Annotated in this window: 21 protein-coding genes; 6 read left to right on the forward strand and 15 right to left on the reverse strand. The window is 71.2% G+C overall.

What is annotated here, in order from left to right; translation table 11 throughout:
- The first annotated feature begins 30 nt into the window (after positions 1-30).
- A complete protein-coding gene (locus IEZ25_RS15685) occupies positions 31-831 on the forward strand; it encodes an alpha/beta fold hydrolase (protein ID WP_191200380.1) in 801 nt (266 codons plus the stop codon).
- Positions 832-838: 7 nt separating this feature from the next.
- Here the strand turns inward: IEZ25_RS15685 and IEZ25_RS15690 are convergent, their stop codons facing one another.
- A complete protein-coding gene (locus tag IEZ25_RS15690) occupies positions 839-1,375 on the reverse strand; it encodes a CGNR zinc finger domain-containing protein (RefSeq protein ID WP_191200381.1) in 537 nt (178 codons plus the stop codon).
- Between the two features lie 38 nt (positions 1,376-1,413).
- On the opposite strand from IEZ25_RS15690, the gene IEZ25_RS15695 reads away from it, so the two are divergent.
- Complete coding sequence (locus tag IEZ25_RS15695; RefSeq protein WP_318152267.1) at positions 1,414-2,397, forward strand: EamA family transporter; 984 nt, start codon at positions 1,414-1,416, stop codon at positions 2,395-2,397.
- Here the strand turns inward: IEZ25_RS15695 and IEZ25_RS15700 are convergent.
- The 5 genes from IEZ25_RS15700 to IEZ25_RS15720 all read right to left on the reverse strand — a co-directional run bounded on the left by IEZ25_RS15700 (position 2,375) and on the right by IEZ25_RS15720 (position 7,866).
- On the reverse strand, positions 2,375-3,466 hold the full coding sequence (locus IEZ25_RS15700) for an AI-2E family transporter (RefSeq protein ID WP_191200383.1): 1,092 nt from the start codon (positions 3,464-3,466) through the stop codon (positions 2,375-2,377). The genes IEZ25_RS15695 and IEZ25_RS15700 overlap by 23 nt on opposite strands.
- A 206-nt stretch (positions 3,467-3,672) precedes the next feature.
- On the reverse strand, positions 3,673-5,007 hold the full coding sequence (locus IEZ25_RS15705) for a coiled-coil domain-containing protein (RefSeq protein ID WP_191200384.1): 1,335 nt from the start codon (positions 5,005-5,007) through the stop codon (positions 3,673-3,675).
- Between the two features lie 145 nt (positions 5,008-5,152).
- A complete protein-coding gene (gene ccrA / locus IEZ25_RS15710; RefSeq protein ID WP_191200385.1) occupies positions 5,153-6,493 on the reverse strand; it encodes a crotonyl-CoA carboxylase/reductase in 1,341 nt (446 codons plus the stop codon).
- Positions 6,494-6,590: 97 nt separating this feature from the next.
- Positions 6,591-7,046 carry a methylmalonyl-CoA epimerase gene (gene mce / locus IEZ25_RS15715; protein WP_191200386.1) on the reverse strand — a complete coding sequence of 152 codons (456 nt, stop codon included), beginning with the start codon at positions 7,044-7,046 and terminating at the stop codon, positions 6,591-6,593.
- A 64-nt stretch (positions 7,047-7,110) separates the two neighbouring features.
- Positions 7,111-7,866, reverse strand: a complete 756-nt coding sequence (locus IEZ25_RS15720; RefSeq protein ID WP_191200387.1) for a LamG domain-containing protein — start codon at positions 7,864-7,866, stop codon at positions 7,111-7,113.
- A 241-nt stretch (positions 7,867-8,107) separates the two neighbouring features.
- On the opposite strand from IEZ25_RS15720, the gene IEZ25_RS15725 reads away from it, so the two are divergent.
- Together IEZ25_RS15725 and meaB are read left to right on the forward strand one after the other, a co-directional pair.
- On the forward strand, positions 8,108-9,289 hold the full coding sequence (locus IEZ25_RS15725; protein WP_191200388.1) for an acetyl-CoA C-acetyltransferase: 1,182 nt from the start codon (positions 8,108-8,110) through the stop codon (positions 9,287-9,289).
- A gap of 19 nt (positions 9,290-9,308) precedes the next feature.
- Positions 9,309-10,268: a methylmalonyl Co-A mutase-associated GTPase MeaB gene (gene meaB, locus IEZ25_RS15730; RefSeq protein WP_191200389.1), complete on the forward strand. Its 960-nt coding sequence runs from the start codon at positions 9,309-9,311 to the stop codon at positions 10,266-10,268.
- On the opposite strand, the gene IEZ25_RS15735 is transcribed toward meaB, so the two are convergent.
- The 3 genes from IEZ25_RS15735 to IEZ25_RS15745 form a co-directional block, all read right to left on the reverse strand.
- Entirely contained in the window at positions 10,259-10,771 is a 513-nt protein-coding gene (locus tag IEZ25_RS15735) for a hypothetical protein (RefSeq protein WP_191200390.1), read from the reverse strand. The genes meaB and IEZ25_RS15735 overlap by 10 nt on opposite strands.
- 184 nt (positions 10,772-10,955) lie before the next feature.
- A complete protein-coding gene (locus IEZ25_RS15740) occupies positions 10,956-11,690 on the reverse strand; it encodes an SDR family oxidoreductase (protein WP_191200391.1) in 735 nt (244 codons plus the stop codon).
- 91 nt (positions 11,691-11,781) lie between these two features.
- Positions 11,782-12,369: a GtrA family protein gene (locus IEZ25_RS15745; protein WP_191200392.1), complete on the reverse strand. Its 588-nt coding sequence runs from the start codon at positions 12,367-12,369 to the stop codon at positions 11,782-11,784.
- Positions 12,370-12,428: 59 nt separating this feature from the next.
- On the opposite strand from IEZ25_RS15745, the gene IEZ25_RS15750 reads away from it, so the two are divergent.
- A complete protein-coding gene (locus IEZ25_RS15750) occupies positions 12,429-13,373 on the forward strand; it encodes a tetratricopeptide repeat protein (RefSeq protein WP_191200393.1) in 945 nt (314 codons plus the stop codon).
- On the opposite strand, the gene ppdK is transcribed toward IEZ25_RS15750, so the two are convergent.
- Genes ppdK through IEZ25_RS15780 form a run of 6 tightly spaced genes read right to left on the reverse strand, consistent with a single transcriptional unit; the run spans position 13,370 to position 23,817 of the window.
- On the reverse strand, positions 13,370-16,048 hold the full coding sequence (ppdK, locus tag IEZ25_RS15755) for a pyruvate, phosphate dikinase (RefSeq protein ID WP_191200394.1): 2,679 nt from the start codon (positions 16,046-16,048) through the stop codon (positions 13,370-13,372). The two genes, IEZ25_RS15750 and ppdK, sit on opposite strands and share 4 nt — an antisense overlap.
- Positions 16,049-16,062: 14 nt before the next feature.
- A complete protein-coding gene (locus IEZ25_RS22315) occupies positions 16,063-16,803 on the reverse strand; it encodes an NUDIX domain-containing protein (protein ID WP_191200395.1) in 741 nt (246 codons plus the stop codon).
- Positions 16,804-16,833: 30 nt separating this feature from the next.
- Positions 16,834-18,726 carry a 1,4-alpha-glucan branching protein GlgB gene (gene glgB, locus IEZ25_RS15765; RefSeq protein ID WP_224749082.1) on the reverse strand — a complete coding sequence of 631 codons (1,893 nt, stop codon included), beginning with the start codon at positions 18,724-18,726 and terminating at the stop codon, positions 16,834-16,836.
- On the reverse strand, positions 18,723-20,111 hold the full coding sequence (locus IEZ25_RS15770; RefSeq protein WP_318152268.1) for a maltokinase N-terminal cap-like domain-containing protein: 1,389 nt from the start codon (positions 20,109-20,111) through the stop codon (positions 18,723-18,725). Before IEZ25_RS15770 ends, glgB begins: the two co-directional genes overlap by 4 nt.
- Positions 20,108-21,847 (reverse strand): maltose alpha-D-glucosyltransferase, encoded by a 1,740-nt coding sequence (gene treS / locus IEZ25_RS15775; RefSeq protein ID WP_191200529.1) that lies wholly within the window; start codon positions 21,845-21,847, stop codon positions 20,108-20,110. The genes IEZ25_RS15770 and treS overlap by 4 nt, the downstream gene beginning before the upstream one ends.
- Before the next feature lie 11 nt (positions 21,848-21,858).
- Positions 21,859-23,817 carry an alpha-1,4-glucan--maltose-1-phosphate maltosyltransferase gene (locus IEZ25_RS15780; RefSeq protein ID WP_397184127.1) on the reverse strand — a complete coding sequence of 653 codons (1,959 nt, stop codon included), beginning with the start codon at positions 23,815-23,817 and terminating at the stop codon, positions 21,859-21,861.
- Between the two features lie 131 nt (positions 23,818-23,948).
- On the opposite strand from IEZ25_RS15780, the gene glgP reads away from it, so the two are divergent.
- Complete coding sequence (gene glgP / locus IEZ25_RS15785; protein WP_191200399.1) at positions 23,949-26,531, forward strand: alpha-glucan family phosphorylase; 2,583 nt, start codon at positions 23,949-23,951, stop codon at positions 26,529-26,531.
- Positions 26,532-26,535 lie beyond the last annotated feature (4 nt).

The raw sequence follows: 26,535 nt of genomic DNA on the forward strand, positions 1-26,535 counted from the left end.
GCCTGTTCTTTGCGTCCGTACCCTGTGGCGATGGAGCGACTGCACACCACGGTCCTGGGCGAGCGCGGACCGGTCGTCGCGTTCTGCCACGGTCTGTTCGGCCAGGGGAAGAACTGGACGCAGATCGCCAAGGCGCTGAGCACCGACCACCGGGTGCTGCTCCTCGACATGCCCAACCACGGGCGCTCGCCGTGGACGGAGAGCTTCGACTACCTCGAGCTCGCCGACCTCGTCGCCGCGGAGCTCGAGGCGCAGGCGGACGGGGGCGGGGCCGTCGCCCTCGTCGGGCACTCGATGGGCGGCAAGATCGCGATGTGCCTGGCTCTGCGCCGTCCCGACCTCGTCGAGCGGCTCGCCGTGGTCGACGTCGCGCCCGTGGCCTACGACAGTGGGCGGGAGTTCGTGGGCTACATCGAGACGATGCGCGGGCTGGACCTCACCGCTCTGGAGAGCCGCGGCCAGGCCGAGGAGGCGCTGCGCGAGGCCGTGCCCAACCCGGTCGTGCGCAGCTTCCTCCTGCAGAACCTCCGCCGCACCGACGACGGCTGGCACTGGCAGGTGAACCTCGACCTGCTGGGTGCGCGGATGGACGACCTGGTCGGCTGGCCGCGCGAGGCGCTCGGCGAGGCGACGTACGACGGTCCGGTGCTGTGGGTCGGCGGTGCGCGATCGGACTACATCGACGACGCGCACGCCGGCGAGATGGACCGACGTTTCCCGCGCAACCGACGGGTGCTGGTCAAGGACGCGGGCCACTGGGTGCACTCGGAGCAGCCGGAGGTCTTCCTCGAGGTGCTGCGCCGCTTCCTGCCCCAGTCGTCGCCGTCGTGAGGTCCGCTCAGGCCCGCTGGCGCGCCCGGTAGGCGGCCACCGCCTCGCGGTTGCCGCAGGTCGTCGAGCAGTAGCGACGCGAGCGGTTGCGGGACAGGTCGAGCACCACGTCGTCGCAGTCGTCGGCCGCGCACCAGGCCAGGCGCGACATCTCGTCCGAGCGGATCACGTCGACCATCGCCATCGCCGTCTCGACCACGAGCCGCTGGTCGAGCGGCCGGTCGGGGTCGACGGCGTGCAGGTGCCAGTCCCAGGTGTCGTGGCGGCGCAGCTGGGGGAGGGCCCGCGCCCGGGCGAGCATGTCGTTGACCAGCTCGGCCGCCTCGTCGCGCTCGGCGAGCAGCAGGGTGCGCAGCGCAGGACGCAGGCGGCGTACGGCGTCGAGCTCGGCCGAGGTCCGCTCGTGCCGACCGGTGAACCTCCAGCCCTCCACGAAGGCGGTGAGGTCCTCCACCGAGCCGAGCGGCTGACCGGGCTCGTCGGTGGAGTTGACCACGGCGACCGCTGCCTGCAGCGCCGCATCGGTGTCATCCGTGAAAAGCATGTTGACACATTACACGAACCACGCCTAGCGTCATGACCGTGACGCTCTTGACTCATGACACGGCCCGCTCTCGGACGTCCGTCGGCCTGACCCTGGCCGTGGCGTCGGCGACGTCGTTCGGGCTGTCCGGCGCCCTGGCCCGCGGACTGCTCGACACCGGGTGGAGCGCGGGCGCGACGGTCGGTCTCCGGATCGGCCTGGCGGCTCTCGTGTTGCTGGTTCCGGGGGTGCTGGCCCTGCGCGGGCGGTGGCACCTGGTGCGTGCCAACGCGGGCCTGATCGGGATCTACGGCCTGGGTGCCGTGGCCGGAGCACAGCTGTGCTTCTTCTACGCCGTGACCTACCTGCAGGTGAGCGTCGCGCTGCTGCTCGAGTACACCGCACCGGTCGCCGTCGTGATGTGGCTGTGGCTGCGCCACGGTCACCGCCCCGCCCGCCTCACGGTGGTGGGTGCGGCGATCGCCGCGGCCGGGCTGGTGCTCGTGCTCGACGTCGCCTCTGGCGCGGAGCTCAGCACCGTCGGCGTCCTGTGGGCGCTCGGCGCCATGCTGGGCGTCACGACGTACTTCATCATCTCCGCCGACGAGGACAACGGACTGCCCGGCATCACCCTCGCTGCGGGTGGCCTGCTGGTGGGCGGGGCGATCCTCCTGGCGGCGGGCGCCAGCGGCGTGCTGCCGTTCCACGCCTCGACGGCAGACGCGGTCTACGACGGACGCACCGTCGTGTGGTGGGTCCCCGTGGTGGCGCTCGGCCTGGTGACCGCCGCCTTCTCCTACGTCACCGGGATCGCCGCCGGGCGGCGGCTCGGCAGCAGGCTGGCCTCGTTCGTCGCGCTCGGCGAGGTGCTGGCGGCGGTGGTGTGGGCGTGGCTGCTGCTCGGTGAGCTCCCGCGACCGGTCCAGCTCGCCGGCGGCCTGCTCGTGCTGGCCGGAGTGGTCGTGGTCAAGCTGGGGGAGGGGCGGGCGCCGCTGGCGGTCGAGCCCCTGCCGGAGACCGTCAGCGAGCGTCCTGTCGGGTGAGGAACACCTCGCGGTGCAGCACCAGGAGGGCCGCCGCGACCGGCACCGCCAGCAGCGCTCCGACGATCCCCATCAGCGAGCCGCCGACGAGCGCGGCGATCACCGTGATGGCGCCCGGGATGTCGACCGCCCGCTTCATGATCCGCGGGGAGATGAGGTAGGACTCGAGCTGCTGGTAGGCGATGTAGTAGATGGCGGCGACCACGGCGACGGTGGGGGAGACCGTCAGGGCCAGCAGCGTCATGATCACGCCGCTGACGATGGCGCCCAGGATCGGGATGAGGCTGAGCAGCCCGACGATGAAGGCCAGCGCGAAGCTGTAGTCGCCCAGGCCCACGACCCAGGTGAAGAGCAGCGTGCTGATGCCCGCGCACGTCGCGACGAGGAACGCGCCCGAGACGTAGGCGCCGGTGCTGCGGATGATCTTGTCGCCCAGCTCGCTCACGCGCGGCCGGCGCGAGGCAGGGGCGAGGCTGTAGCCGGCGTGCTTGATGCTCGGCAGCGAGGCCAGGAAGTAGATCATCAGCACCAGCACGATGAAGGTGTTGGTGAGCACCGAGAGGACGGCGAGGCCGAAGCCGAGCGCGCCGCCGAAGACCCGCTGGGTGAAGTCGGCGTCGGTGACGTAGGCCTGCAGCCGGTCGATGACGTCGTAGCGCTCGTCGAGCTGCTGGATGGAGTCGTTGCGCTGGAGCTCGCCGAACCAGCCGGGCGCGTTGCGGGTGATGAGCGCGATCTGCTCGCTGATCACCGGTGCGACGGCGCTGACGAAGAGCCACAGCACGCCGAGGACGACCGACAGCACGAGCACCACCGAGATGCCACGTCGTACGCCGCGGCGCATGAACCACTCGACGACCGGGTTGAGGCCGACTGCCAAGAACATGGCCAGCACCAGCAGCACCAGGATGGAGGAGATGCTGAAGAGCTGGTTCATCAAGAACACCGCGACCAGCACCCCGAGCGCTCCGAAGAAGCCGATGTTGAACGGGGAGTGGCGCAGCAGGGTCACCGCAGGGACCAGGTGCTCCGGGGGCGGGGCGGGGTAGGACGGCGCGGACGGGCTCACCACCAGGTCGGTGGCGTTGTCGATCTGCTCGGCCAGGGCGGCGGCAGACTCGACGGTCTCCTCGGCGGCCTCCTGGGCGATCTCCGCCGCGGTGTCGGCCCGCTCGGCAGCCGACTCCGCGCGCTCCGCGGCCTCGACCGCCTCGGCGGCGACGGCCTCGTCGCCGGCCTCCCCGGCCTCCCCGGCCTCGTCGGGCGGCGCGTCGCTCAGGACTCGTCCTCGCCGAATCCTGCGACGACGTCGCGCAGGGCGCCGAGCTGGGCGGTGATGGCGTCGCGACGCCGGGTGACGCGGTCGACCTCGGCCTGGATGTTGGCCAGCTCGCGCTCGGCCTCGGCTGCCTTCGTGGCGGTGATGGAGTCGGCCTGGGTCCGGGCGGAGGCGACGACCTGCTCGGCCTCGCGGCGGGCCCGGGTGAGCAGGCCCTCGGCCTCGCTCTGCGCCTGCTGACGGTGCGTGTTGGCCTGGGAGGTGGCCTCCCGCGCGCGCTGCTCGGCGGCCGTGGCCCGGCCCTCGGCCTCGGTGACCAGCCGCTGGGTCTCGGCGGTGGCGCTGCTGTGGTGCTCGGCGGCCTCGCGTGCGAGCCGCTCCTTCTCCACGGCGAGGATCCGGCGGGCCTCCTGCACCTCGCGGTCGGCGGCCGCACGGGCCTGCTCGGCCTCGCGGGTCGTGGTCACGCGCAGCTCGTTGGTCTCCTGCTGGGCGGCGAGCCGCAGCTGGTCGGCCTCACGGCGGGCGGAGGCGAGGAGGTCCTCGGCCTCGGCCTTGGCCAGCGAGCGCTCGGTCTCGGCGTCGGCGGTCAGGCGCGCGCGCATCTCGTCGAGCTCCTTGAGCTGCACCAGCCGCATGTCGTCGGCCTCACGGGCGGCATCGGCACGGATGCTGGTCGCGTCGCGATCGGCGCGCTGGCGGATCTCCGCGGCCTCGCGGTGGGAGGCCTCGCGCACGTCGGCGGCCTCGTCCTCGGCCAGCTTGAGCATGGAGGTGGCGCGCCCACCGAGTCCGGCGTACGTCGGGTTGGCGTTCTCGTGCAGCTCGGCGCGCGCCCGCTCCAGCTCGGTCTCGAGCTCGATGACGCGCTGCTCGCTGCTGGCCAGGCTGGTGGCCAGCCCGGACTTCTCGGTCTGCAGCTGGCCGACCCGCTGCTCGACGGCGGCCTTGTCGTAGCCACCGCGGCGCACGACCGGCAGCGGCTCGGCAGGGGCCGGGGTCGCGGCCGGCATCGGCGCCGACGTCGGCCTCGGCGCGGGTGCGGACGTCTGCGTGGACCTCGGGGCGGCAGGCGGGATCACCGGGTTCTTCCGGGTGGCGTCGGCCGGTGCGGCCGGAGCGGGGGCGGCCATCGGCGAGGGGCTCGCGGGGGGTGCGGTCTGCTCGACGGGCCTGGTCGCGGTGTCGGCGCTCGCATCAGCAGGTCTCGCGGCGGGCTGGGCCTGCTGCGGAGCGTCCTGCGGGACCACCGGCAGCACCTGGGTCTCCTCGCCTCCGTCGTCGGAGGACTCCGGCTCGTCGAAGATGGACAGGCCCTTGTCGGAGCTCATGCGGGGCACCCTCTCTCAGGTCGTGCGGACTGCTCGTGCTGTGCAGCCCCAGTGTTGCCGATGCCCCTCAAACATCACACCCCGGCTCGCGGGCACTCGGTGTTTGTTGGCGCGAGCCGGGGTGTGAGGAGGTGTAGCCGGTGGTTCAGACCCCGCGGAACCGGTTGATCGCGGTCTCGTGGCGCGCGCGCATCTCCCCGTCGAGGACACCGAGACCCGGCTCGGGCGCCAGGCACAGCACGCCGACCTTGCCCTGGTGGGCGTTCTGGTGGACGTCGAGCGAGGCCTGCCCGACCTCGTCGAGGGTGTAGGTCCGCGACAGGGTCGGGTGGATCTTGCCCTTGGCGATGAGGCGGTTGGCCTCCCACGACTCCCGGTAGTTGGCGAAGTGGCTGGAGATGATGCGCTTGAGGTTCATCCACAGGTAGCGGTTGTCGTACTCGTGCATGTAGCCCGAGGTGGAGGCGCAGGTGGTGATGGTGCCGCCCTTGCGGGTGACGAAGACCGAGGCGCCGAAGGTCTCGCGGCCCGGGTGCTCGAAGACGATGTCGATGTCCTCGCCGCCGGTGAGCTCACGGATGCGGGCGCCGAAGCGCTTCCACTCCTTCGGGTCCTGCTGCGTGTTGTCGTCGTTCCAGAACTTGTAGCCCTCCTCGGAGCGGTTGATGATCAGCTCCGCGCCCATGCTGCGGGCGATGGCGGCCTTCTCCTCGTTGGAGACCACGCAGACCGGGGTGGCGCCGCCGTTGAGGGCGTACTGGGTGGCGAACCCGCCGAGTCCGCCGGAGGCGCCCCAGATGAGGACGTTGTCGCCCTGCTTCATGTCGCCGCCGTTCTTGCTGACGAGCTGGCGGTACGCCGTGCAGTTCACGAGGCCGGGGGAGGCGGCCTCCTCCCACGTCAGGTGCTCGGGCTTGGGCATCAGCTGGTTGGCCTTGACCATCGCCACGTCGGCCAGGCCGCCGAAGTTGGTCTCGAAGCCCCAGATCCGCTGCTCGGTGTCGAGCATCGTGTCGCCGTGGCCATCGGGACCCTCGAGCTCGACGGAGAGGCAGTGGGCCACGACGCGGTCGCCCGGCTTCCACCTCGTGACGCCGGGGCCGGTCTTGAGGACGACGCCGGACAGGTCGGAGCCGACCACGTGGTAGGGCAGGTCGTGGCGCTTGGTGAGCTCGGAGTTGCGGCCGTAGCGCTCGAGGAATCCGAAGGTGGAGACCGGCTCGAAGATCGAGGTCCACACCGTGTTGTAGTTGATCGCCGAGGCCATCACGGCCACGAACGCCTCGCCCGGTCCGAGCTCGGGCAGCGGGACCTGGTCGACGTGGATCGACCTGCGGGGGTCCTTGTCCTTCGAGGCCACCCCCTCGAACATGTCGACCTCGTCCTTCTTCACGAAGGCCGCGCGATAGGACTCGGGCAGCTCGAGGGACGCGAAGTCCTCCGAGGTGGCGGTGCCGGACTGGATGGCGTCGAGGATGTTCTGCACGGGCGTCTCCTGAAGGGGCAGCGGTCGCGGTGGGCTCAAGTTAGCGGTCACTAACCCCGCGTGGTGCGAGGTGTGACGTACGTCGCCCCCGGCCGGCTCAGTGGCCGTGCCGGGCGGGCTCGACGAGCTCGACCAGCACGCCGCCGGCGTCCTTGGGGTGGATGAAGTTGACCCGGCTCTCGGAGGTGCCGCGCCGCGGGGCGTCGTACAGCAGGCGCAGGCCGCGCCCGCGCAGCACCTCGGCCACGTGCTCGACGTCGTCGACCCGGAAGGCGAGCTGCTGGATGCCCTGGCCGTTACGGTCGAGGAACTTGGCGATGGTCGACTCGGGAGTGAGGGGCGCGAGCAGCTGGATGCACGAGCCGGAGTCGCCGACGCCGACCATCGCCTCGCGGACGCCCTGCTCCTCGTTGACCTCCTCGTGGAGGACGCGCATGCCGTAGGCGTCGCGGTAGAACGCCATCGCCTCGTCGAGGTCGGGCACGGCGATGCCGACGTGGTCGATCGCGGTGAAGAGGTGCTGGAGGTCTTCGGGCAGGTCCGGGGTGCTCATGGCGCACATCGTGCACTCCGGAGTCGCACCGCGCGAGGAGGTGTGACCGCCGCCACTCGAGAGGTCAGAGGACGTTCGGGTTCGACTGGTAGCGCCCGAGGACCGCCGCAGCGTCGATGTCGCCCACGAAGCCGAGCGGGTTCCCGCACGACCCGGCGTAGTCGCCGAGCAGGAGGTCCTGACCGTCGGGCAGGCCGTAGCGGATCGAGATCGACGACGGGACCGGCGCGCCGACCTGACGTCCGTCGACCCACAGCCGGACCGACTGACCGTCGTAGGCGCCGACGATCGTGTGCCACGCCCCGTCCCAGACCTGTGCTCCGACGTCGTTGGACAGGGTGTAGGTGGTGCCGTCGGAGACGTAGAAGCGGGCGCCACCGTCGGCCCCGGTGTAGAGACCGTAGGACGCGGTGTCGCAGGCCAGCGAGCCCTTCGAGGCGATGTAGCGGTACCCACCGCCGGCGGTGCCGCGCACCCGCACGGCCAGCGTGACTCCCGCGGGCTCGAGCGACGGCGCGTTGGGGACCGTGACGCGCTGGGCGCCGGAGAAGCGGAGACCCGCCTGCTTGAGGAAGAGCAGGCGGGGCAGCTGCACCCAGGACGGGTCCGCGGCGTCCACGTCGGGCGTGGACCCGAGCTGGGCCCGGTTGCCGTTGAGCGACCAGTCGTTGGCCACCTGGCCGCTGCCCTCGTCGAACGTCCACAGCCCGGCGAGGCTCGTCGCACGGGCGGAGGCCGGCGGTGCCGTCACCACCACGGCCAGCAGTGCGGTGGTCGCGAGAGCGACGGCGGCGGTCAGGATGCGGCGGGCTGGTGCCATGGAGGTGCTCCTCGGGTCGACGGGCGGCCCCGAGGCCGTGACAGGAGGAGCCCATCACCTGGGCTGCGTCCACCCGGTCCACGCGCCTCACGACTCCCACAATTTGGGGACTCGGGCGGTGCGCTGTGACGTGTGCCTCACAGGTGAATGGACGTTCACCCTGCCGGTCGGATGCCGTCGGTGGGTATCGTCCGAATCGGCAGACAGATGCCGGCCCGACCCCGTACGCCTGGAGGAAACCATGTCCACTTCCGTGATAGTCGCCGGCGCTCGCACCCCGATCGGACGCCTGCTCGGAGGCCTCAAGGACCAGTCCGCCGCCGACCTCGGCGGGGTCGCCATCAAGGGCGCGCTGGACAAGGCCGGTGTCACGGGCGACCAGGTCGACTACCTGATCATGGGTCAGGTCATCCTCGCCGGCGCGGGCCAGAACCCCGCGCGTTCCGCCGGCATCGCCGCGGGCCTGCCGATGAGCCTCCCCTCGATCACCATCAACAAGGTCTGCCTCTCCGGCATCAACGCGATCGCGATGGCGGACCAGCTGATCCGCGCCGGGGAGCACGAGATCGTCGTCGCCGGCGGCATGGAGTCGATGACGCAGGCGCCGCACCTGCTGCCGAAGAGCCGTGAGGGCTTCAAGTACGGCGACACCGCGCTGGTCGACTCGATGGCCTACGACGCCCTGTTCGACCAGTCGACGAAGCAGGCCATGATCAACCTCACCGACGGCACCAACGCCGCGGGCGCCGACCTCAGCCGCGAGGAGCAGGACGCTTTCGCGGCCCAGTCGCACCAGCGCGCTGCGCTCGCGTGGAAGAACGGGCTCTTCGACGACGAGGTCGTGCCGGTCACGATCTCGACCCGCAAGGGCGACGTCACGGTCGCCGAGGACGAGGGGGTGCGCGGCGACACCACCGTCGAGACCCTCGCCGGCCTGCGTCCGGTGTCCCAGGGCGGCACCATCACCGCGGGGTCTGCCTCGCAGATCTCCGACGGTGCGTGCGCGGTCGTCGTGATGAGCAAGGCGAAGGCCGAGGAGCTCGGCCTGACCTGGATCGCCGAGATCGGTGCGCACGGCCAGGTGGCCGGTCCGGACTCCTCGCTCCAGCTCCAGCCGGCCAACGCGATCGCCAAGGCCGCGGAGAAGGAGGGCATCGCCGTCTCCGACATCGATCTCTTCGAGCTCAACGAGGCCTTCGCCGCCGTCGGCATCGAGTCGGCACGCCAGCTCGGCGTCGGCGAGGACAAGGTCAACGTCAACGGCGGAGCGATCGCGCTCGGTCACCCCGTCGGCATGTCCGGTGCTCGCATCGTGCTGACGCTCGCCCTCGAGCTCAAGCGCCGCGGGGGCGGCGTGGGTGCGGCTGCCCTGTGCGGCGGCGGCGGTCAGGGCGACGCTCTGATCATCCGCGTCCCCGCGTGATCACGGGCGCGAGGCACGCATGACCCGTCGGGCCGCCCGCAGGGTCCCCGAGCTGGTCGCGCGTGCCCGCGAGGGCGATCCTGCCTCGGTGGCCCGCCTCATCACGCTCGTCGAGGATGGCTCACCGATGCTGCGCGAGGTGATGACGGCGCTGCGCGAGCACGCCGGGGGCGCTCACGTCCTCGGGATCACCGGACCCCCGGGGGTCGGCAAGTCGACCTCCACCAACGCCCTGGTCGCCGGCATGCGTCGCGCGGGCAAGAGGGTCGGCGTGCTGGCGATCGACCCGTCCTCGCCCTTCTCCGGCGGTGCGCTCCTCGGCGACCGGGTCCGCATGGGCGACCACGCCCTCGACCGCGAGGTCTTCATCCGCTCCATGGGCGCGCGCGGTCACCTGGGCGGCCTCGCCTGGTCGACCCCGCAGGCGGTGCGCGTGCTGGATGCGGCCGGGTGCGACGTGGTGGTCGTCGAGACCGTCGGTGTCGGCCAGAGCGAGGTCGAGGTGGCCGGGCTCGCCGACACGACCCTGGTCCTCGTGGCACCGGGCATGGGCGACGGCATCCAGGCGGCCAAGGCCGGGATCCTCGAGATCGGCGACGTGTACGTCGTCAACAAGGCCGATCGCGACGGCGCCGACCGCACGCGGCGCGAGCTCCGCACCATGCTCGCCATGGCGGAGCGACACGACGGCGTCTGGCTCCCTCCGGTCGTCCGGACGGTCGCCAGCACCGGGGAGGGCATCGACGCCCTGCTGGCCGAGGTGGATCGTCACGCCGACTGGCTCGCCGAGTCGGGAGAGCTGGCCCGCCGTCGGACGCTCCGCGCGCGGCGCGAGGTGGAGGCGATCGCCCTCGCCGCCCTGCGCGAGCGCTGGGACCAGCCGGGTCGCGGGGCCGACCTCGACGACCTGGCCCGCCGCGTCGCGGCGGGCGAGCAGGATCCCTACTCGGCGGCTGAGGAGCTGCTCGCTCAGGACTGAGTCAGCAGCACGGTCCGCAGCTGGTCGGCGGCCTCACGCGTCCAGGCCTCGAGGACGGGCATGCTGACGTCGTCCGCGGCGACCGAGAGCAGGTAGCGGTCCTGCCCCGCGCTGATCGAGGCGATCACGGACTGGGTCGGACCGGTCGTGTGCTCGACCGTCTCGACGCCCGACTCGGCGCCGGCGTGGCGGGGCGACGCGGCGTTGACGTCCTGCCTGCGCTCGAGGAACATCCGGCCGGTGAGCCGGGCGACGTGGACGAGGTCGGCGCGGACGTAGCCGTGGCTGGCCACCGGGAAGCCGTCCAGCGTGCACAGCATCGCCGACGCGGGGGAGTCCAGCGTGCTCAGCACCTCGGTGAGCGAGGCCCAGAGCTCCTGCACGGGCGTTCCGCCGCCGTGGGTGCCGGCCATGACCTGCTGGCGGCGGAGGCGGGATGCCCGTCCGGGCCATGCCGGCTGGGTCGCCCAGCGGCCCGGGTGGGGGATCCGTTCGGTCGTCACGTGGGTGCTTCCTTCCGATTCGGCACGGGAAGCGACGGAGCCCGAGGCGGCGCCGATGTGGCCTTCTGTTGCGATCTTGTTGCTCTGTGTAGGAGAAACGTAGATGACGACCGCGGGATCCGGACGGCTTCCCACGCGGTCCGGCCCAGAACCCCCCAGAAGTACTAGCCCGGGTCGTGCGGCGTCAGCCGAGGCGCAGGGTCTGGCCGGTGATCCGCGACGCCGAGCTGCTGGCCAAGAAGAGCACCGCGTCGGCGACGGCGTCGCTCGTGCGCTGCTGCTGGGTGCGCACGAGCGTCCCGCCGGCCGCGCGGCTCCCGCCGGCCGGCGCCCACGACGGGGCGTACTGACGGGGGAGCACCGAGCGCGGCACCGGAGAGACGGAGTTGACCCGCACGCCCAGCCCTGCCCAGTTCTCGCCCGCGCGTGCCGTGGCGTCCACGAGCTCGGCCTGAGCGGCCTCCGGCGTCGACGAGAGCTCCAGCCACGCACGAACGGCGCCGGTGTTGACGACGCACCCGCCGCCCAGCGCCGGGCTCTGGCCGAGCTTGAGGCGCAGCCGGGTGGTGAGGAACGTCGGGCCGAGGAGGCCGGAGCGAGCGGCTTCGGCGACGAACGCGCGCTCACCGGCAGGCAGGGAGTGGGGGAGGTGGCAGGTCGCGGCCAGCACGAGCACGTCGATGTGGTCGACCATGGCGGCCAGGTGGTCGATGGACTCCTGGCGCGCCAGGTTGACCGACTCGTAGTCGAACGCGGAGAGGTCGGTGTCGTAGAGGGACCGCAGCATCATGGTGCCGGTCACCGTGACGGCGGCTCCGGAGGCCGCGAACGAGGACGCGATCGCGTGACCTTCCCCGCGGGTGCCGCCGACGACGAGCACCTGGTAGCCGGTGAAGTCGTACGACCCCGCTGTCGTCATCGCGCGCCGCCCTCCCGTCGAAGTACGGGGCACTTTCTACCACGCGTCAAGGCAACGATGACAGGCCGGAGGACTCAGGGTTCGGACAAGCTCAGGTGAGGTCCTCGCTCGTCAGGACCTGCTCCTCGCGCAGCGGGTCGGCCAGGTCGGGCCGACCGCCGCGGACCGCCGCGAAGGTCCACAGCTTGTTGAGCACGAACGACAACGGGGTGACCAGGACGATGACGATCAGCTGGGACCAGTAGAGCCGGTTGCGCAGGCCGGTCGAGTCGTCGAAGACGTCGGTGGGCAGGCTCACCGGCGAGTGCGGGTGCATCAGCAGCGTGAGCAGGGCCAGCCCGATCACCTGTCCGCCGAGGCCGACGACGAGGAACGGCCAGTACTCGCGCCACCAGCCGGCCGCTCGTGAGCTCTGGAAGGTCCAGGTGCGGTTCAGCTGGAAGTTGGACAGGTTGGCGACGAGGAAGGCCACGGTCGAGTAGACGTGGTACCACCGGATGTTGAAGTCGGTGGCGACGAGCCCGACGACCGCGTCGTCGAAGTGGGGGCCGACCTTGCGCAGCAGGATCAGCGTCAGCATGTTCACGAGGACACCGGTCGCCCCGACCGCCCCGAACCGTGCCAGCAGCACCAGGTTGCGACGGTGGCGCACCAGGAGTGCGCCGCCGCGAGATGTCATGCAGCCGAGGCTACCGACCCGTGGTGCCGAGCGTGGGAGGTCTCTCTAGGATTGTGCCCATGACGCAGCAGCCGTTCAGCCGTCCAGGTGCCATCGACCTCTCCGGGCTCGGCCAGCCCGCCCCGCAGCAGCCCGCACCCCGACCGGCAGCTCCTGCGGGCGGGGGAGCGGCGAGCGGGTCCTACTCGGTGACGATCACGCAGGAGAACTTCCAGCAGGTCCTGCAGGAGTCGATGACCGCGCCCGTGGTGATCGTGTTCCACTCCGCCCAGCAGGCACCCGGCAGCGAGCAGTACGCCGCCGACGTCGCGGCCGAGGCCGAGCGCCAGGAGGGTCGGCTGCTGGCCGCTCTCGTCGACGTCGACGCCCAGCCCGAGATCGCACAGGCGATGCAGATCCCGCAGGTGCCCCTGATGATGGTCGTCCTCGACGGCCGACCCGCGACCCAGCCGATCCCCGGCGCGCTGTCCGGCGAGGAGCTCTCGACCCTGTTCGCCCAGCTCGCGCAGCAGCTGACGGCGCAGGGAGTCACCGGTCGTCACCAGCCACGCTCGAGCGCCGCGCCTGTCGCGGAGGGCGAGGAGGAGGCCGTCGACCCGCGCTACGCGCCCGCCCAGGACGCACTGGCGTCGGGCGACATCGACGGTGCCGTCGCTGAATACCAGAAGCTCGTCGACGCCAACCCCGCCGACGTCGAGGCCGCCGGTGGTCTGGCCATCGCCAAGGTGATGCAGCGCACCCAGGGTGTGGACCTCAACGAGGCGCGTGCGGCGGCCGCCGCGAGCCCCGACGACGTCGACGCGCAGACGATGGTCGCCGACCTCGACATGCTCGGCGGTCACGTCGAGGACGCGTTCACCCGCCTGGTCAACCTCGTCGCTCGCACGAGCGACAAGGACCGGGACAAGGCGCGCGACCACCTGCTCGCCCTCTTCGCCGCGGTCGGCAACGACGACCCGCGCGTGCTGGCGGGCCGTCGCAACCTGGCCTCGGCACTCTTCTAGCGCTTGCCGAGGACCGAGCGGCCGGCCTCGAGCCGGGCGACCGGCACCCGGAAGGGCGAGCACGAGACGTAGTTCAGCCCGACCTCGTCGAAGAAGTGGACCGACCTCGGGTCGCCGCCGTGCTCGCCGCACACGCCGACCTTGAGGTCGGGCTTGGTCTCGCGCCCCTTCGTCGTACCCATCTCGACCATGCCGCCCACGCCTCGCTGGTCGAGCGACTCGAACGGTGACACGTCGAAGATGCCGTGCTCGAAGTAGCGCGAGAAGAACGACGACTCCACGTCGTCGCGCGAGAAGCCCCACGCCATCTGGGTCAGGTCGTTGGTGCCGAAGGAGAAGAAGTCGGCGTCGCGCGCGATCCGGTCGGCGAGGAACGCTGCTCGCGGCAGCTCGATCATCGTGCCGATCGCGATGTCGAGCTTGATCCCGCGGTCCTCCTCGACCTCGGCGATCTGCTGGTCGAGCTCGGCCCGGACGATCTCGAGCTCCCGGACGCTGGCGACGAGCGGCACCATGATCTCGGGCCGCGGGTTGCCGTGCTCGGCCATCCGGTCGGCCGCTGCCTCGGCGATCGCTCGACCCTGCATGCGGAACAGCCCGGGGATCTGGATGCCGAGGCGGACGCCGCGCAGGCCGAGCATCGGGTTGCTCTCGTGGAGTCGGCGCACGTGGGTCAGCAGCGTGGCCCGGTGCTCGTCGACCTCGCCGCGCTCCTCGGCGAGGGCGACCTCGACGCTCAGGTCGGTGAGGTCGGGGAGGAACTCGTGCAGGGGCGGGTCGAGCAGCCGGATGGTGACGGGCAGGCCGTCCATGGCCTCGAGGATCTCGGTGAAGTCCTGGCGCTGGAGGGGGAGGAGGGCGTCGAGGGCTGCCTCGACACCGGCCTCGTCCTCGGCGACGATCAGCTTCTCGACCAGCTCGCGGCGCTCGCCGAGGAACATGTGCTCGGTGCGGCACAGGCCGATGCCCTGGGCGCCGAAGCGGCGGGCCCGGGCGGCGTCGTCGGGGGTGTCGGCGTTGGTGCGCACCCGCAGCCGGCGCGCGCCGTCGGCGTGGGCCATGATGCGGGAGACCGCGAGAGCGAGGTCGTCGTCGAGCTTCTCGCCCTCGAAGTGGCGTACGACGACGGAGTCGGCGACCGGGACGGCGCCGGAGAAGACCTCGCCCGTGCTGCCGTCGATCGAGATCACGTCGCCCTCGCTGATCGTCTCGCCGTCGCGGACGGTGAACCTCCGGGCCTTGACGTCGACGTCGAGCGACTCGGCGCCGCAGACGCAGGTGCGGCCCATGCCGCGGGCCACGACGGCGGCGTGGGAGGTCTTGCCGCCCCGGCTGGTGAGGATGCCGCGGGCGGCCACCATCCCGCGCAGGTCGTCGGGGTTGGTCTCCTTGCGCACCAGGATGACGTCCTCGCCCCTCGCCGCCCACTCCACGGCAGTGTCGGAGTCGAAGACGGCCTTGCCGACGGCCGCGCCTGGAGAGGCGTTCATGCCCGTGGCGAGCAGGGTGCGCTCGGACTCCTCGTCGAAGCGGGGGAACATGAGCAGGGCGAGCTGCTCACCGGTGACGCGCAGGACGGCCTCGTCCATCTCGATGAGGCCCTCGTCGACCATGTGGACGGCGATGCGGAACGCGGCCTCGGGCGTGCGCTTGCCGACACGGGTCTGGAGCATCCAGAGCTTGCCGCGCTCGACGGTGAACTCGATGTCGCACATGTCGCGGTAGTGCCGCTCGAGCCGCGTCATGATGTCCATCAGGTCGTCGTGCGAGCGACGGTCGATCTCGGCCATGTCGGCGAGGGAGACGGTGTTGCGGATGCCGGCGACGACGTCCTCGCCCTGGGCGTTCTGGAGGTAGTCGCCGTACTGTCCCTGCGAGCCGCTGGCCGGGTCGCGGGTGAAGGCGACGCCCGAGCCGGAGTCCATGCCGAAGTTGCCGAACACCATCGCCTGCACGTTGACCGCGGTCCCGAGGTCCTCCGGGATCCGCTCCTGGCGGCGGTAGAGCCGCGCCCGGTCGGTGTTCCACGAGTCGAAGACCGCGCGGATCGCCAGGTCCATCTGCTCGCGCGGGTCCTGCGGGAAGTCGCGACCGGTCTGGTCCTTGATGATGGTCTTGAAGCTCGCGACGACTCCCTTGAGGTCCTCGGCGTCGAGGTCGAGGTCGTTGTCGGTGCCCTTGGCCCGCTTCACCTCGTCGAGCGCGTCGGAGAACAGGCCGGAGTCGACGTGCAGCACCGTGCCGCCGAACATCTGCAGCAGCCGCCGGTAGGAGTCCTGCGCGAAGCGCTCGGACTCGCTGCGGGCGGCCAGGCCCCCGACGGAGGTGTCGTTGAGGCCGACGTTGAGGACCGTCTCCATCATCCCGGGCATCGAGAACTTGGCGCCCGAGCGCACCGACACCAGGAGCGGGTCGTCGGCGTCGCCGAGCTTCTTGCCCATCGCCTCCTCGAGCGAGGCGAGGTGCTCGGTGACCTCCTCGGCCAGGCCCTCGGGCTCGACGCCCACACCGCCGTCGCCCTCGGCCAGGTAGGCCCGGCAGGTCTCGGTCGAGATCGTGAACCCCGGCGGGACCGGCAGGCCGAGGTTCGTCATCTCGGCGAGGTTGGCGCCCTTGCCGCCGAGCAGGTCCTTCTGGTCCTTGTTGCCTTCTGCGAAGTCGTAGACCCAGGTCATGGAGGCATCCTGCCTCAGCGACCGGACTCCGTATACCGCTGGTCGCCGCCGACGGCCGATCGGACACGTCGGGCGGTGAAGTCGGCTGCGAGCTCGTCGACCTCCTCGAGGCTGCAGAAGCGAACGTCGCGGATCTCCCGCTCCTGCTTGACCACCTGGTCGAGGACGGCAGGATCGAGCGTGCCGCCGTCGAAGACCAGGCACACCGCGTCGTCCCACCCGCCCCACGGGGGCAGCCAGTCGGCGAGGACCAGCTCGCCGGCCGCGACCGTGAGGCCGAGCTCCTCGGTGACCTCGCGCTCGACCGCCAGCCTGGGGGACTCGCCCACCTCGACCACGCCCCCCGGCAGGTCCCAGTCGCGCTTGTAGGTGAGCTGGCACAGCAGCACCCGAGCCTCGGGGTCGCGCACGAGCATCTGCGCGATCGCTCGCTTGCGGGGGAGGAAGGAGTTGAGCAGGGAGCGGAAGCCTCCCGGCTCGGTCACGGGGGCGTCGGTCACGAGGCGTGCGAACACGAACCGGTCCCGCGGCTCCCCGCCGGGCCCGAGCCCGCGACGTACGCCCTCGCGGTGGAGACCTGCCCACGTGGCCGCGCGGTGTCCGGCGGTGTCGTCGACCGCGACCAGCGCCTCGACGCGGGGGTGCTCGGTCAGGGCCGAGGCGACCTCACGCCGCAGCTCGTCGGTGTTGACGTCGCCGTCCCACTCGAGCCGGGCGACGCCGTCGCCGGAGGACACGGAGATCGGGTTGGTCACCCGGCAACCCTAGCGAGCGCTCACACGCCCTCAGGCGTCCTTGCGGAACCAGACGGTCGCCAGGGGCGGTACGACGATGTCGGCGTGGGCCGGCTGCTCGTGGTGGTCGCCCGCCGTGGCGGTGATCGAGCCGAGGTTGCCGACCCCGGATCCGGAGTAGGTCCCCGCGTCGGTGTTGAGCACCTCCGACCACGTGCCTGCCGACGGCAGGCCGAGGCGGTAGCCCTCGTGAGGGGTGCCGGCGAAGTTGGCCACGCAGACCAGGTCGGGGTGGCCGGGAGCCTTGCGGACGAAGGAGAACGTGTTGCGACCGGCGTCGTTGGCGTCGATCCAGGCGAATCCCGCGGGGTCGTTGTCGCGGCCCCAGAGGGCGCCGGTGTCGGTGTAGGCGGCGTTCATGTCGCGCACCATCGCGTGGACGCCGGCGTGCTCGGGGTGCTCGAGGAGCCACCAGTCGAGCTCGCGGCTCTCGGCCCACTCCGACTCCTGACCGAGCTCGCACCCCATGAAGAGCAGCTGCTTGCCGGGGTGGGCCCACATGTAGGCGAGGTAGGCGCGCAGGTTGGCCAGCTGCTGCCAGCGGTCGCCAGGCATCTTGCGCAGCAAGGAGCCCTTGCCGTGCACGACCTCGTCGTGGCTGATGGGCAGGACGTAGTTCTCCGCGAAGGCGTAGACCAGCGAGAAGGTCATCTCGCCGTGGTGGTGGCTGCGGTAGAGCGGGTCCTTGGCGACGTAGTCGAGCGTGTCGTGCATCCAGCCCATGTTCCACTTGAAGCCGAACCCGAGGCCGCCGTCGCTGGTCGGCCCCGTGACGCCCGGCCAGGCGGTGGACTCCTCGGCGATGGTGACGATGCCGGGCACGCGCTTGTAGACGGTGGCGTTCATCTCCTGGAGGAACTGGACGGCCTCGAGGTTCTCGCGACCGCCGTGCTTGTTGGGCGACCACTCGCCCTGCTCACGGGCGTAGTCGAGGTAGATCATCGAGGCGACGCCGTCCACGCGCAGGCCGTCGGCGTGGTACTCCTCGAGCCAGAAGACCGCGTTGGCGTAGAGGAAGTTGCGCACCTCGTGCCGGCCGAAGTTGAAGATGTGGGAGCCCCACTCCTTGTGCCATCCGCGCTGCGGGTTGGGGTCCTCGTAGAGCGGGGTCCCGTCGAAGCGGGCCAGCGCCCACTCGTCGGTGGCGAAGTGGCCGGGCACCCAGTCGAGGATCACACCGACGCCGGCCTGGTGGAGTCGGTCGATCAGCCGCTTCAGGCCGTCGGGGTCGCCGAAGCGGGAGTCGGGGGCGAAGTAGGAGGTCACGTGGTAGCCCCAGGACCCACCGAACGGGTGCTGCATGACGGGCATGAACTCCACGTGGGTGAAGCCCAGGTCGGCGACGTAGGGCACGAGCGCGTCGGCGATCTCGTCCCACGAGTAGAGCTCGCCGGAGTAGTGCTTGCGCCACGAGGCCAGGTGCACCTCGTAGGTCGACATCGCCTCGTCGACCGGCTGCCTGGTCCGGCGGGCCTCGATCCAGGCGTCGTCGCCCCACTCGTGCTCGGACTTCCAGACCACCGACGCCGAGCTCGGCGGCTTCTCGGCGTACTGGGCGAGCGGGTCGGCGCGGTCGGCCCACTGCCCGTCCGCGCCCCGGATGCGGTACTTGTACTGCGCGCCCACGTCGGCGCCCTCGACGTAGGCGTGCCAGACGCCCGAGCCGTCGAGACGGGTCATCGGGTGCGCCGCTCCGTCCCAGCCCGCCCACTCGCCGGCGACCTGGACCTCCATCGCGTTCGGCGCCCAGACGCGGAACGAGGTGCCCCCGTCGCCGGTGACCTGGGCCCCGAGCACCGTCCAGAGCTCCTCGTGCCGGCCCTCGCCGATCAGGTGCAGGTCGAGCTCGCCGGGTGCGTGGTCGGTGCCGGGCTGTGTGCTCATGAGGACTCTTCCAGTGCGGACAGGGGGATGGACAGCCATCCCGGACGGTTGCGCGCCTCGTAGACCGCCTCGTAGACGACCTTGTCCGCGAGGTAGGCGTCGAGCAGCGTGGCGGACGCCGTGCCGACGACCTCGCCGCGCTCCTCGGTGTAGGCGTCGAGGAAGGCGGTGCGGTTGCGCTGCGCCCACTCCGCGGCCCGGTAGGAGCGCTGCTCGGCCTCGGCGTCCAGCTCGAGCGACCCTCCGCTCAGGGCGACCACGCGCGGTGCGTAGTCGAACGAGCGGAGCATGCCGGCGACGTCGCGCCAGACCGAGTCGGGCTCGAGGCGTACGGCGAGGGGCTTGGCCGGCTCGCCCTCGAAGTCGACGATCTTCCAGCCCCGCACGGTGCGCAGCGTCTGGCCCAGGTGCAGGTCGCCGTGGACCTGCTGGACCTCGACGGCGTCGAGGCCGCGGAGCGCGGCGAACCGCTCGCGGAGGCCGTCGGCGTACGGAGCCAGGTCGGGCACCACGACGAGCGCCTCGTCGAGGCGCGCCTCCATCGCCTCGGCGAGGTCGTCGATCGCGGCTGCGTCGCGTCGCTCGACCGGGAAGTGGGCGGCCAGGTCGGCGTGCACCTCGGCCAGCGCGGCGCCGAGGCGAGCCGCCTCGCCGGCGAAGTCGCCGCCGACCTCGTCGGCGTGCAGGTCGGCCTCGGCGAAGAGGTTGCGCACGCTGGCCAGGGCCAGGTCCCACCCGTCGCTGGCGGTGCGCAGGAACTGCTGCAGCATCGCGAGCTGGATGGTCGTGTTGGTCTCCTCGTCGACCAGGTCGAGCCAGCCGTAGAGGGCGGCGACGTGGGTCGAGGCGGCCTCGGTGAGGACCTGGTGGATGGCGATGTCGGGGTTCACCCCGGGGGTCACCTTGCGGAACACCTTCATCAGCGCGTCCTCGCCGAACGCCACCGAGGAGTTCGACTGCTCGCCGGAGAAGAGCGTCGAGTGGGCCTCCAGGTCGAGCTCGTGCCCGGGGAGGGTGTGGAAGTCGAGCAGCCCACGGGCGGTGCTCGACGGGGGAGCGGCGAACGCCCGCAGCCACAGCGCCATCGACTCGCGGTCGTGGAGCGCGTCGTAGACCCACGCCCGGCCGAGGTCGTCGTCGTGCCACTCACCGACCAGGGCGTGCCCGAGCCGGTCCTGCGGCTCGGCGTAGTAGGCGAGTGGCAGCTGGTAGAGCTCGGTCCCTCCGTCGGCGTAGCTGATCTCGGCGAGCTCGATCCTCACGCGGAGGCCGGCGGGGGCGTCGGGCAGCTCGCCCACCCGGCGTACGTCGCCCAGGGTCCACTCGCGCCCCTTGCCGCCGAACCAGCGCGCCTCGCCGACCCAGCGTCGGATGTCGTCGTTCACTGCTGCTCCATCCCGGTCGTCGGGTCGGTCAGCCTCAGCCACAGGAAGCCGTAGCCGCCGAGCGTCAGCAGGTAGGGGAGCTCGCCGATCGCGGGGAACGGGACGCCACCGAGCAGCTCGATCGGCACCATCCCCTCCCACTGGCGCAGGTCGAGCTCGACCGGCTGCGGGAACCGCGAGAGGTTGTTGACGCAGAGGATGATGTCGCGTCCGTCGGCCTCCGCGCCGTCGGGGGAGTGCTCGCGGATGTAGGACAGCACGCTGCCGTTCGACCCGCCGAGGTCGGTGAACTCGCCGAGGCCGAACGCCGGGTGCCGCCGTCGGGCGTGCACGAGCCGGCGGGTCCAGTGCAGCAGGGAGGAGGTGTTCTCCAGCTGCGCCTCCACGTTGACCGACTGGTAGCCGTAGACCGGGTCCTGGATCGCGGGCAGGTGGAGCTTGCCGGGGGTCGCGGCGGAGAACCCCGCGTTGCGGTCGGGCGTCCACTGCATCGGCGTACGCACTCCGTCGCGGTCGCCGAGCCAGATGTTGTCGCCCATCCCGATCTCGTCGCCGTAGTAGAGGACGGGGGAGCCGGGCAGCGAGAGCAGGAGCGCGGTGAACAGCTCCATCCGGTTGACGTCGTTGTCGAGCAGCGGCGCGAGGCGACGGCGGATGCCGATGTTGGCCTTCATGCGGGGGTCGTGGGCGTACTCGGACCACATGTAGTCGCGGTCCTCGTCGGTGACCATCTCGAGGGTGAGCTCGTCGTGGTTGCGCAGGAAGATGCCCCACTGGCAGCCGTCGGGGATCCGCGGGGTCTGCTCGAGGATCTCCGAGATCGGGAAGCGGGACTCCCGGCGCACGGCCATGAAGATGCGCGGCATGACCGGGAAGTGGAAGGCCATGTGGCACTCGGTGCCGACCCAGCGGCCGTCCTCGGTCTGCTCGGGCCCGAAGTACTCGACGACGTCGGCGGGCCACTGGTTCGCCTCGCACAGCAGCACCCGCCCGGGGTAGTTCTCGTCGACGAAGCGGCGGCACTTCTTGAGGAACTCGTGGGTCTCGGGAAGGTTCTCGCCGTTGGTCCCCGGGCGCTCGTAGAGGTAGGGCACGGCGTCGAGGCGGAAGCCGTCGAGGCCCATGTCGAGCCAGAAGGCCATCGCCTCCAGCATCGCGTCGTGGACCAGGGGGTTGTCGAAGTTGAGGTCGGGCTGGTGGTGGAAGAACCGGTGCCAGAAGTACTGCTGGCGCACCGGGTCCCACGTCCAGTTCGACGGCTCGGTGTCGACGAAGATGACCCGCGCGTCCTGGTAGAGCTCGTCGTTGTCGGACCAGACGTAGAAGTCGCCGTAGGGGCCGTCGGGGTCGCTGCGGCTGGCCTGGAACCACGGGTGTGCGTCACTCGTGTGGTTCATGACGAAGTCGATGATCACCCGGATGCCGCGCTGGTGGCAGGCGTCGAGGAACTCATGGAAGTCGTCGACCGTGCCGCACTCGGGAAGGATGTTGTTGTAGTCGGCGACGTCGTAGCCGCCGTCGCGGAGGGGCGAGGTGAAGAACGGCGGCACCCACAGGCAGTCGACGCCGAGCCACTCGAGGTAGTCGAGCTTCTCGATCAGGCCTTGGAAGTCACCGGTGCCGTCGCCGTTGGAGTCGCGGAAGGACCGGACCAGCACCTCGTAGAAGACCGCTGTCCTGAACCAGTCCGGCTCGGCGTTGAGGACCGCCGTGGCGGCTCCGGCGTCCGTCGGCATGGGCTGCTCGGTCAACGGGTGCTCCTCACGGTGATGATGTGGGCGGGTTCGTAGCCCGGGTCGAGCCGGACGTAGTTGTGCTGGCTCCAGCTCCAGTCGGCGCCGGTGATCTCGTCGTGGGCGACGAACGAGTCGTGCCAGCCCAGGCCGAGAGCGGCCATGTCGAGGTGGAGCATCGTCTCCCTGGTGCCGTGCGGATCGAGGTTGATCACGCTGATGACGACGTCGTCGCCCGCCCGCTTGGAGAACACCAGGACGTGGTCGTCTTCGCTCTCGTGGATGGTGATGTTGCGCAGCAGCTGCAGCGCGGGGTGCTGGCGGCGGATCTCGTTGAGGCGGGTGAGGTAGGGCGCCAGGGTGGTGCCGTCCGCGTCGTGCTTCTTCCAGTCGCGGATGCGGATCTGGTACTTCTCCGAGTCGAGGTACTCCTCCGAGCCGGGCTTGACCGCGACGTGCTCGAACAGCTCGTAGCCGGCGTAGACGCCCCAGCTCGGGGACCCGGTCGCGGCGAGCGCGGCACGCACCTTGAAGGCCGCCGGACCGCCGTACTGCAGGTAGGCGTGGAGGATGTCGGGGGTGTTGACGAAGAAGTTCGGTCGCATCAGGTGGTCGGACTCGGACGACACCTCGAGGAGGTAGTCCTCGATCTCGCGCTTGCCGGTGCGCCAGGTGAAGTAGGTGTAGCTCTGGTGGTAGCCGACCGCGCCCAGGCCGTGCATCATCGCCGGCTTGGTGAAGGCCTCGGAGAGGAAGAGGACGTCGGGATCGGTGCGCCGCACCTCGGCGAGCAGCCACTCCCAGAAGGCGAGCGGCTTGGTGTGGGGGTTGTCGACGCGGAAGATCCGCACACCGTGCGACATCCAGAGCCGCACGACCCGCAGCACCTCGCGGCAGATGCCCGCGGGGTCGTTGTCGAAGTTGATCGGGTAGATGTCCTGGTACTTCTTGGGCGGGTTCTCGGCGTAGGCGATCGTGCCGTCGGCGCGCGTGGTGAAGAACTGCGGGTGGGTGGTCACCCACGGGTGGTCGGGCGCGGCCTGCAGGGCGAGGTCGAGGGCGACCTCGAGGCCGAGCTCACCCGCTCGCGCCACGAACGCGTCGAAGTCGTCGAACGTGCCGAGATCGGGATGGATCGCGTCGTGGCCACCGTCCTTGCTGCCGATGGCCCACGGCGAGCCGGTGTCGTCGGGGCCGGGCGTGAGCGTGTTGTTGGGACCCTTGCGGTTGACCTCGCCGATCGGGTGGATCGGGGGCAGGTAGACGACGTCGAACCCCATCTCCGCCACGCGGTCGAGACGCTCGGTCGCGGTGAGGAACGTGCCGGTGGTGACCTTGCCGGTCAGCTCGTCGCGCACGGCGCCCTCGGAGCGCGGGAAGAACTCGTACCAGCTGCCGAACAGCGCCCGCACCCGGTCGGCGCGGAAGCGGAAGGGTCCGCTGGTCGAGGTGAGCTCGCGCAGCGGGTGGGCCAGCAGCACGGCGTCGAGGTCGGGGTCCTGGAGCGCTGCGAGGCGGGCGCCGACGGGGCGCTCGGTGTCGGACGCCGCGGCGACCGCACCGCTCACCAGCGCTGCGGAGGTCTTGTCGAGCTTGTCCTCGCCGGTGCCGGCGGCGACCCGCTCGAGCAGCAGCCGTGCCTCGGTGAACATCAGCTCCACGTCGACACCGGCCGGGATCTTGATGCCCGCGTCGTGCTGCCACGTCGCGACCGGGTCGGACCACGACTGGATCTCGAAGGTCCACTCGCCCTCCACGTCGGGAGTGACGTGCGCGACGTAGCGGTTGGGCTCCTCGCCGTAGGGCTGCATCCGCACCGGCTGCCGCCGCGACCCCCTCGGATCGATCGCCACCACCTCGACCGCGAGCTGGTCGTGGCCCTCCCGGAAGACCGTCGCGCGGACCGGCATGGGCTCGCCCACGGTGGCCTTCGCCGACTGCCGACCGAGGTCGACGACGGGGGAGACGTCCATGACGGGTATGCGTCCAACCATGCACCCACACTTGCGAACACCCGGGGGCGACGCAAGCCGGACGGGGTCTGGTCTCACCCCTGCGACCGAATTGTTGGATCGATCCAAGAAATGCCCTACGGTCGGGAAGCGTGCGAGCGTTCAGACGATTCACGGTCCGTCCCGTCCTGCCCGAGCCGCTGGGAGCGCTATCCGTCCTGGCCGGCAACCTCCGCTGGTCCTGGCACCCGCCCACCCAGGACGTCTTCGCAGCGATCGACCCCGACCTGTGGCGCGAGGTCTCCGGTGACCCGGTGCGCTTCCTCGGCGCGGTCGGTCGCCAGCGGCTCGACGAGCTGGCCGAGGACGGCGACTTCCGCAACCGCCTCGACGCCGCCCACGCCGACCTCCAGCGCTACCTCTCCGAGGACCGCTGGTACGCCCGCAAGGCCGGTGCCGACGCACCCCGCGCGATCGCGTACTTCTCCTCGGAGTTCGGCATCACCTCGGTGCTGCCGCAGTACTCCGGCGGCCTCGGCATCCTCGCCGGCGACCACCTGAAGGCGTCCTCCGACCTCGGCATCCCGCTGGTCGGCGTCGGCCTGTTCTACCGCCACGGCTACTTCAAGCAGGCGCTGGACCGTGACGGGTGGCAGCAGGAGAGCTATCCCGTGCTCGACCCCGACGAGCTGCCGCTGACCGTGCTCCGCGAGGCCGACGGGTCGCGCGCCACCGTGTCGCTCGCCCTGCCCGACGGCCCCGACCTGGTGGCCCGCATCCTCGTGGCCCACGTCGGCCGCGTCCCGCTGCTGCTGCTCGACACCGACATCGAGGAGAACAGCGCCCACTACCGCGACGTGACCGACCGGCTCTACGGCGGGAACTCCGAGCACCGGCTGCGCCAGGAGCTGCTGCTCGGCGTCGGCGGCGTCCGCGCGCTGCGGGTGTGGTCGCGCATCACCGGGGCCCCGGCCCCGGAGGTCTTCCACGCCAACGAGGGTCACGCCGGCTTCCTCGGCATCGAGCGGATCCGCGAGCTCACCGTCGACGAGCAGGGCCCCCGCGTGGACTTCGACACCGCACTCGAGGTCACGCGTGCCGGCACGGTGTTCACCACCCACACCCCGGTGCCTGCGGGCATCGACCGCTTCCCGCGCGAGCTCGTGTCCCAGTACTTCGGTGGGAGCTCGCCGACCCCGGGCGTCCCGGTCGAGCGCGTGCTCGCGCTCGGCGCGGAGGACTACGACGGCGGCGACGCCGGCGTGTTCAACATGGCGGTCATGGGCTTCCGGCTGGCCCAGCGCGCCAACGGCGTCTCCCAGCTGCACGGCCACGTGTCGCGCGGGATGTTCAACGGCCTGTGGCCGGCGTTCGACGAGGCCGAGGTGCCGATCAGCTCGATCACCAACGGCGTCCACGGCCCGACCTGGATCGCGCGCGAGGTCATCGAGCTCGCCGCGAGCCGCGGCGCCGACATCGACGGCGACGACACCGACGCCCTCTGGCCGCTGGTCGACCAGATCGGCGACCGCGAGATCTGGGACCTCAAGCGCACCCTGCGCACGCGCTTCATCGACGACGCACGCGACCGGATGCGCCGCTCGGCGTCGAAGCGCGGCTTCGCGCCCGCCGAGACCACCTGGATCGACACCGCGCTCGACCCCGACGTGCTGACCATCGGCTTCGCGCGTCGCGTGCCGACCTACAAGCGGCTCACGCTCATGCTGCGCGACCCCGACCGCCTCAAGAAGCTGCTGCTCGACCCCGAGCGCCCGATCCAGCTGGTCATCGCCGGCAAGGCGCACCCGGCCGACGAGACCGGCAAGCGGCTGATCCAGGAGATGGTGCGCTTCGCCGACGACCCGGAGATCCGGCACCGCATCGCGTTCCTGCCCAACTACGACATCGCGATGGCGCAGCCGCTCTACCCCGGCTGCGACGTGTGGCTCAACAACCCGCTGCGCCCCTACGAGGCGTGCGGCACGTCCGGCATGAAGGCCGCGCTCAACGGCGGTCTGAACCTCTCGATCCTCGACGGCTGGTGGGACGAGTGGTACGACGGCAACAACGGCTGGGCGATCCCGTCGGCCGACGGCATCGACGACACCGACCGCCGCGACGACCTCGAGGCCAACGCGCTCTACGCCCTTCTCGAGAACGAGGTCGCACCGCGCTTCTACGAGACCAACCACGAGGGCGTGCCGCCGCGCTGGCTGGAGATGGTGCGCCACACGCTGAAGTCGCTGGGCCCGAAGGTGCTCGCCACGCGACAGGTCCGCGACTACGTCCGCGAGCTCTACGCCCCGGCCGCCCACACGGCGCGCGCCCTCAACAGCGACTACGCCGGCGCCCGCCAGCTGTCGGGCTGGAAGCAGACCGTCCGCGCGGCCTGGCCCGGCGTCCGGGTCGAGCACATCGACTCCGAGGGTGTCGGCGACCAGGCCGAGGTCGGCGCCACGCTCGCCGTGCGCGCCTGGGTCGCCCTGGGCTCGCTCTCGCCTGACGACGTCACGGTCCAGGTCGTGCACGGCCGGATCGGGGCGGACGACGTGCTGACCGCCACCGCGGCCACGTCGATGACGGTGGGGGAGTCCTACGACGGCAACCGGCACCGCTTCGACGCCACGGTCTCGCTGCAGAACTCCGGTGCGTTCGGCTACACGGTGCGGGTCGTGCCCCGCAACGACTCGCTCGCCTCGGTCGCCGAGCTGGGCCTGGTGGCCGAGCCCGCCTGACGGG

Origin of the sequence: Nocardioides hwasunensis (genome assembly GCF_014779665.1) — a bacterium.
In the GTDB taxonomy this organism is placed as follows: domain Bacteria; phylum Actinomycetota; class Actinomycetes; order Propionibacteriales; family Nocardioidaceae; genus Nocardioides; species Nocardioides hwasunensis.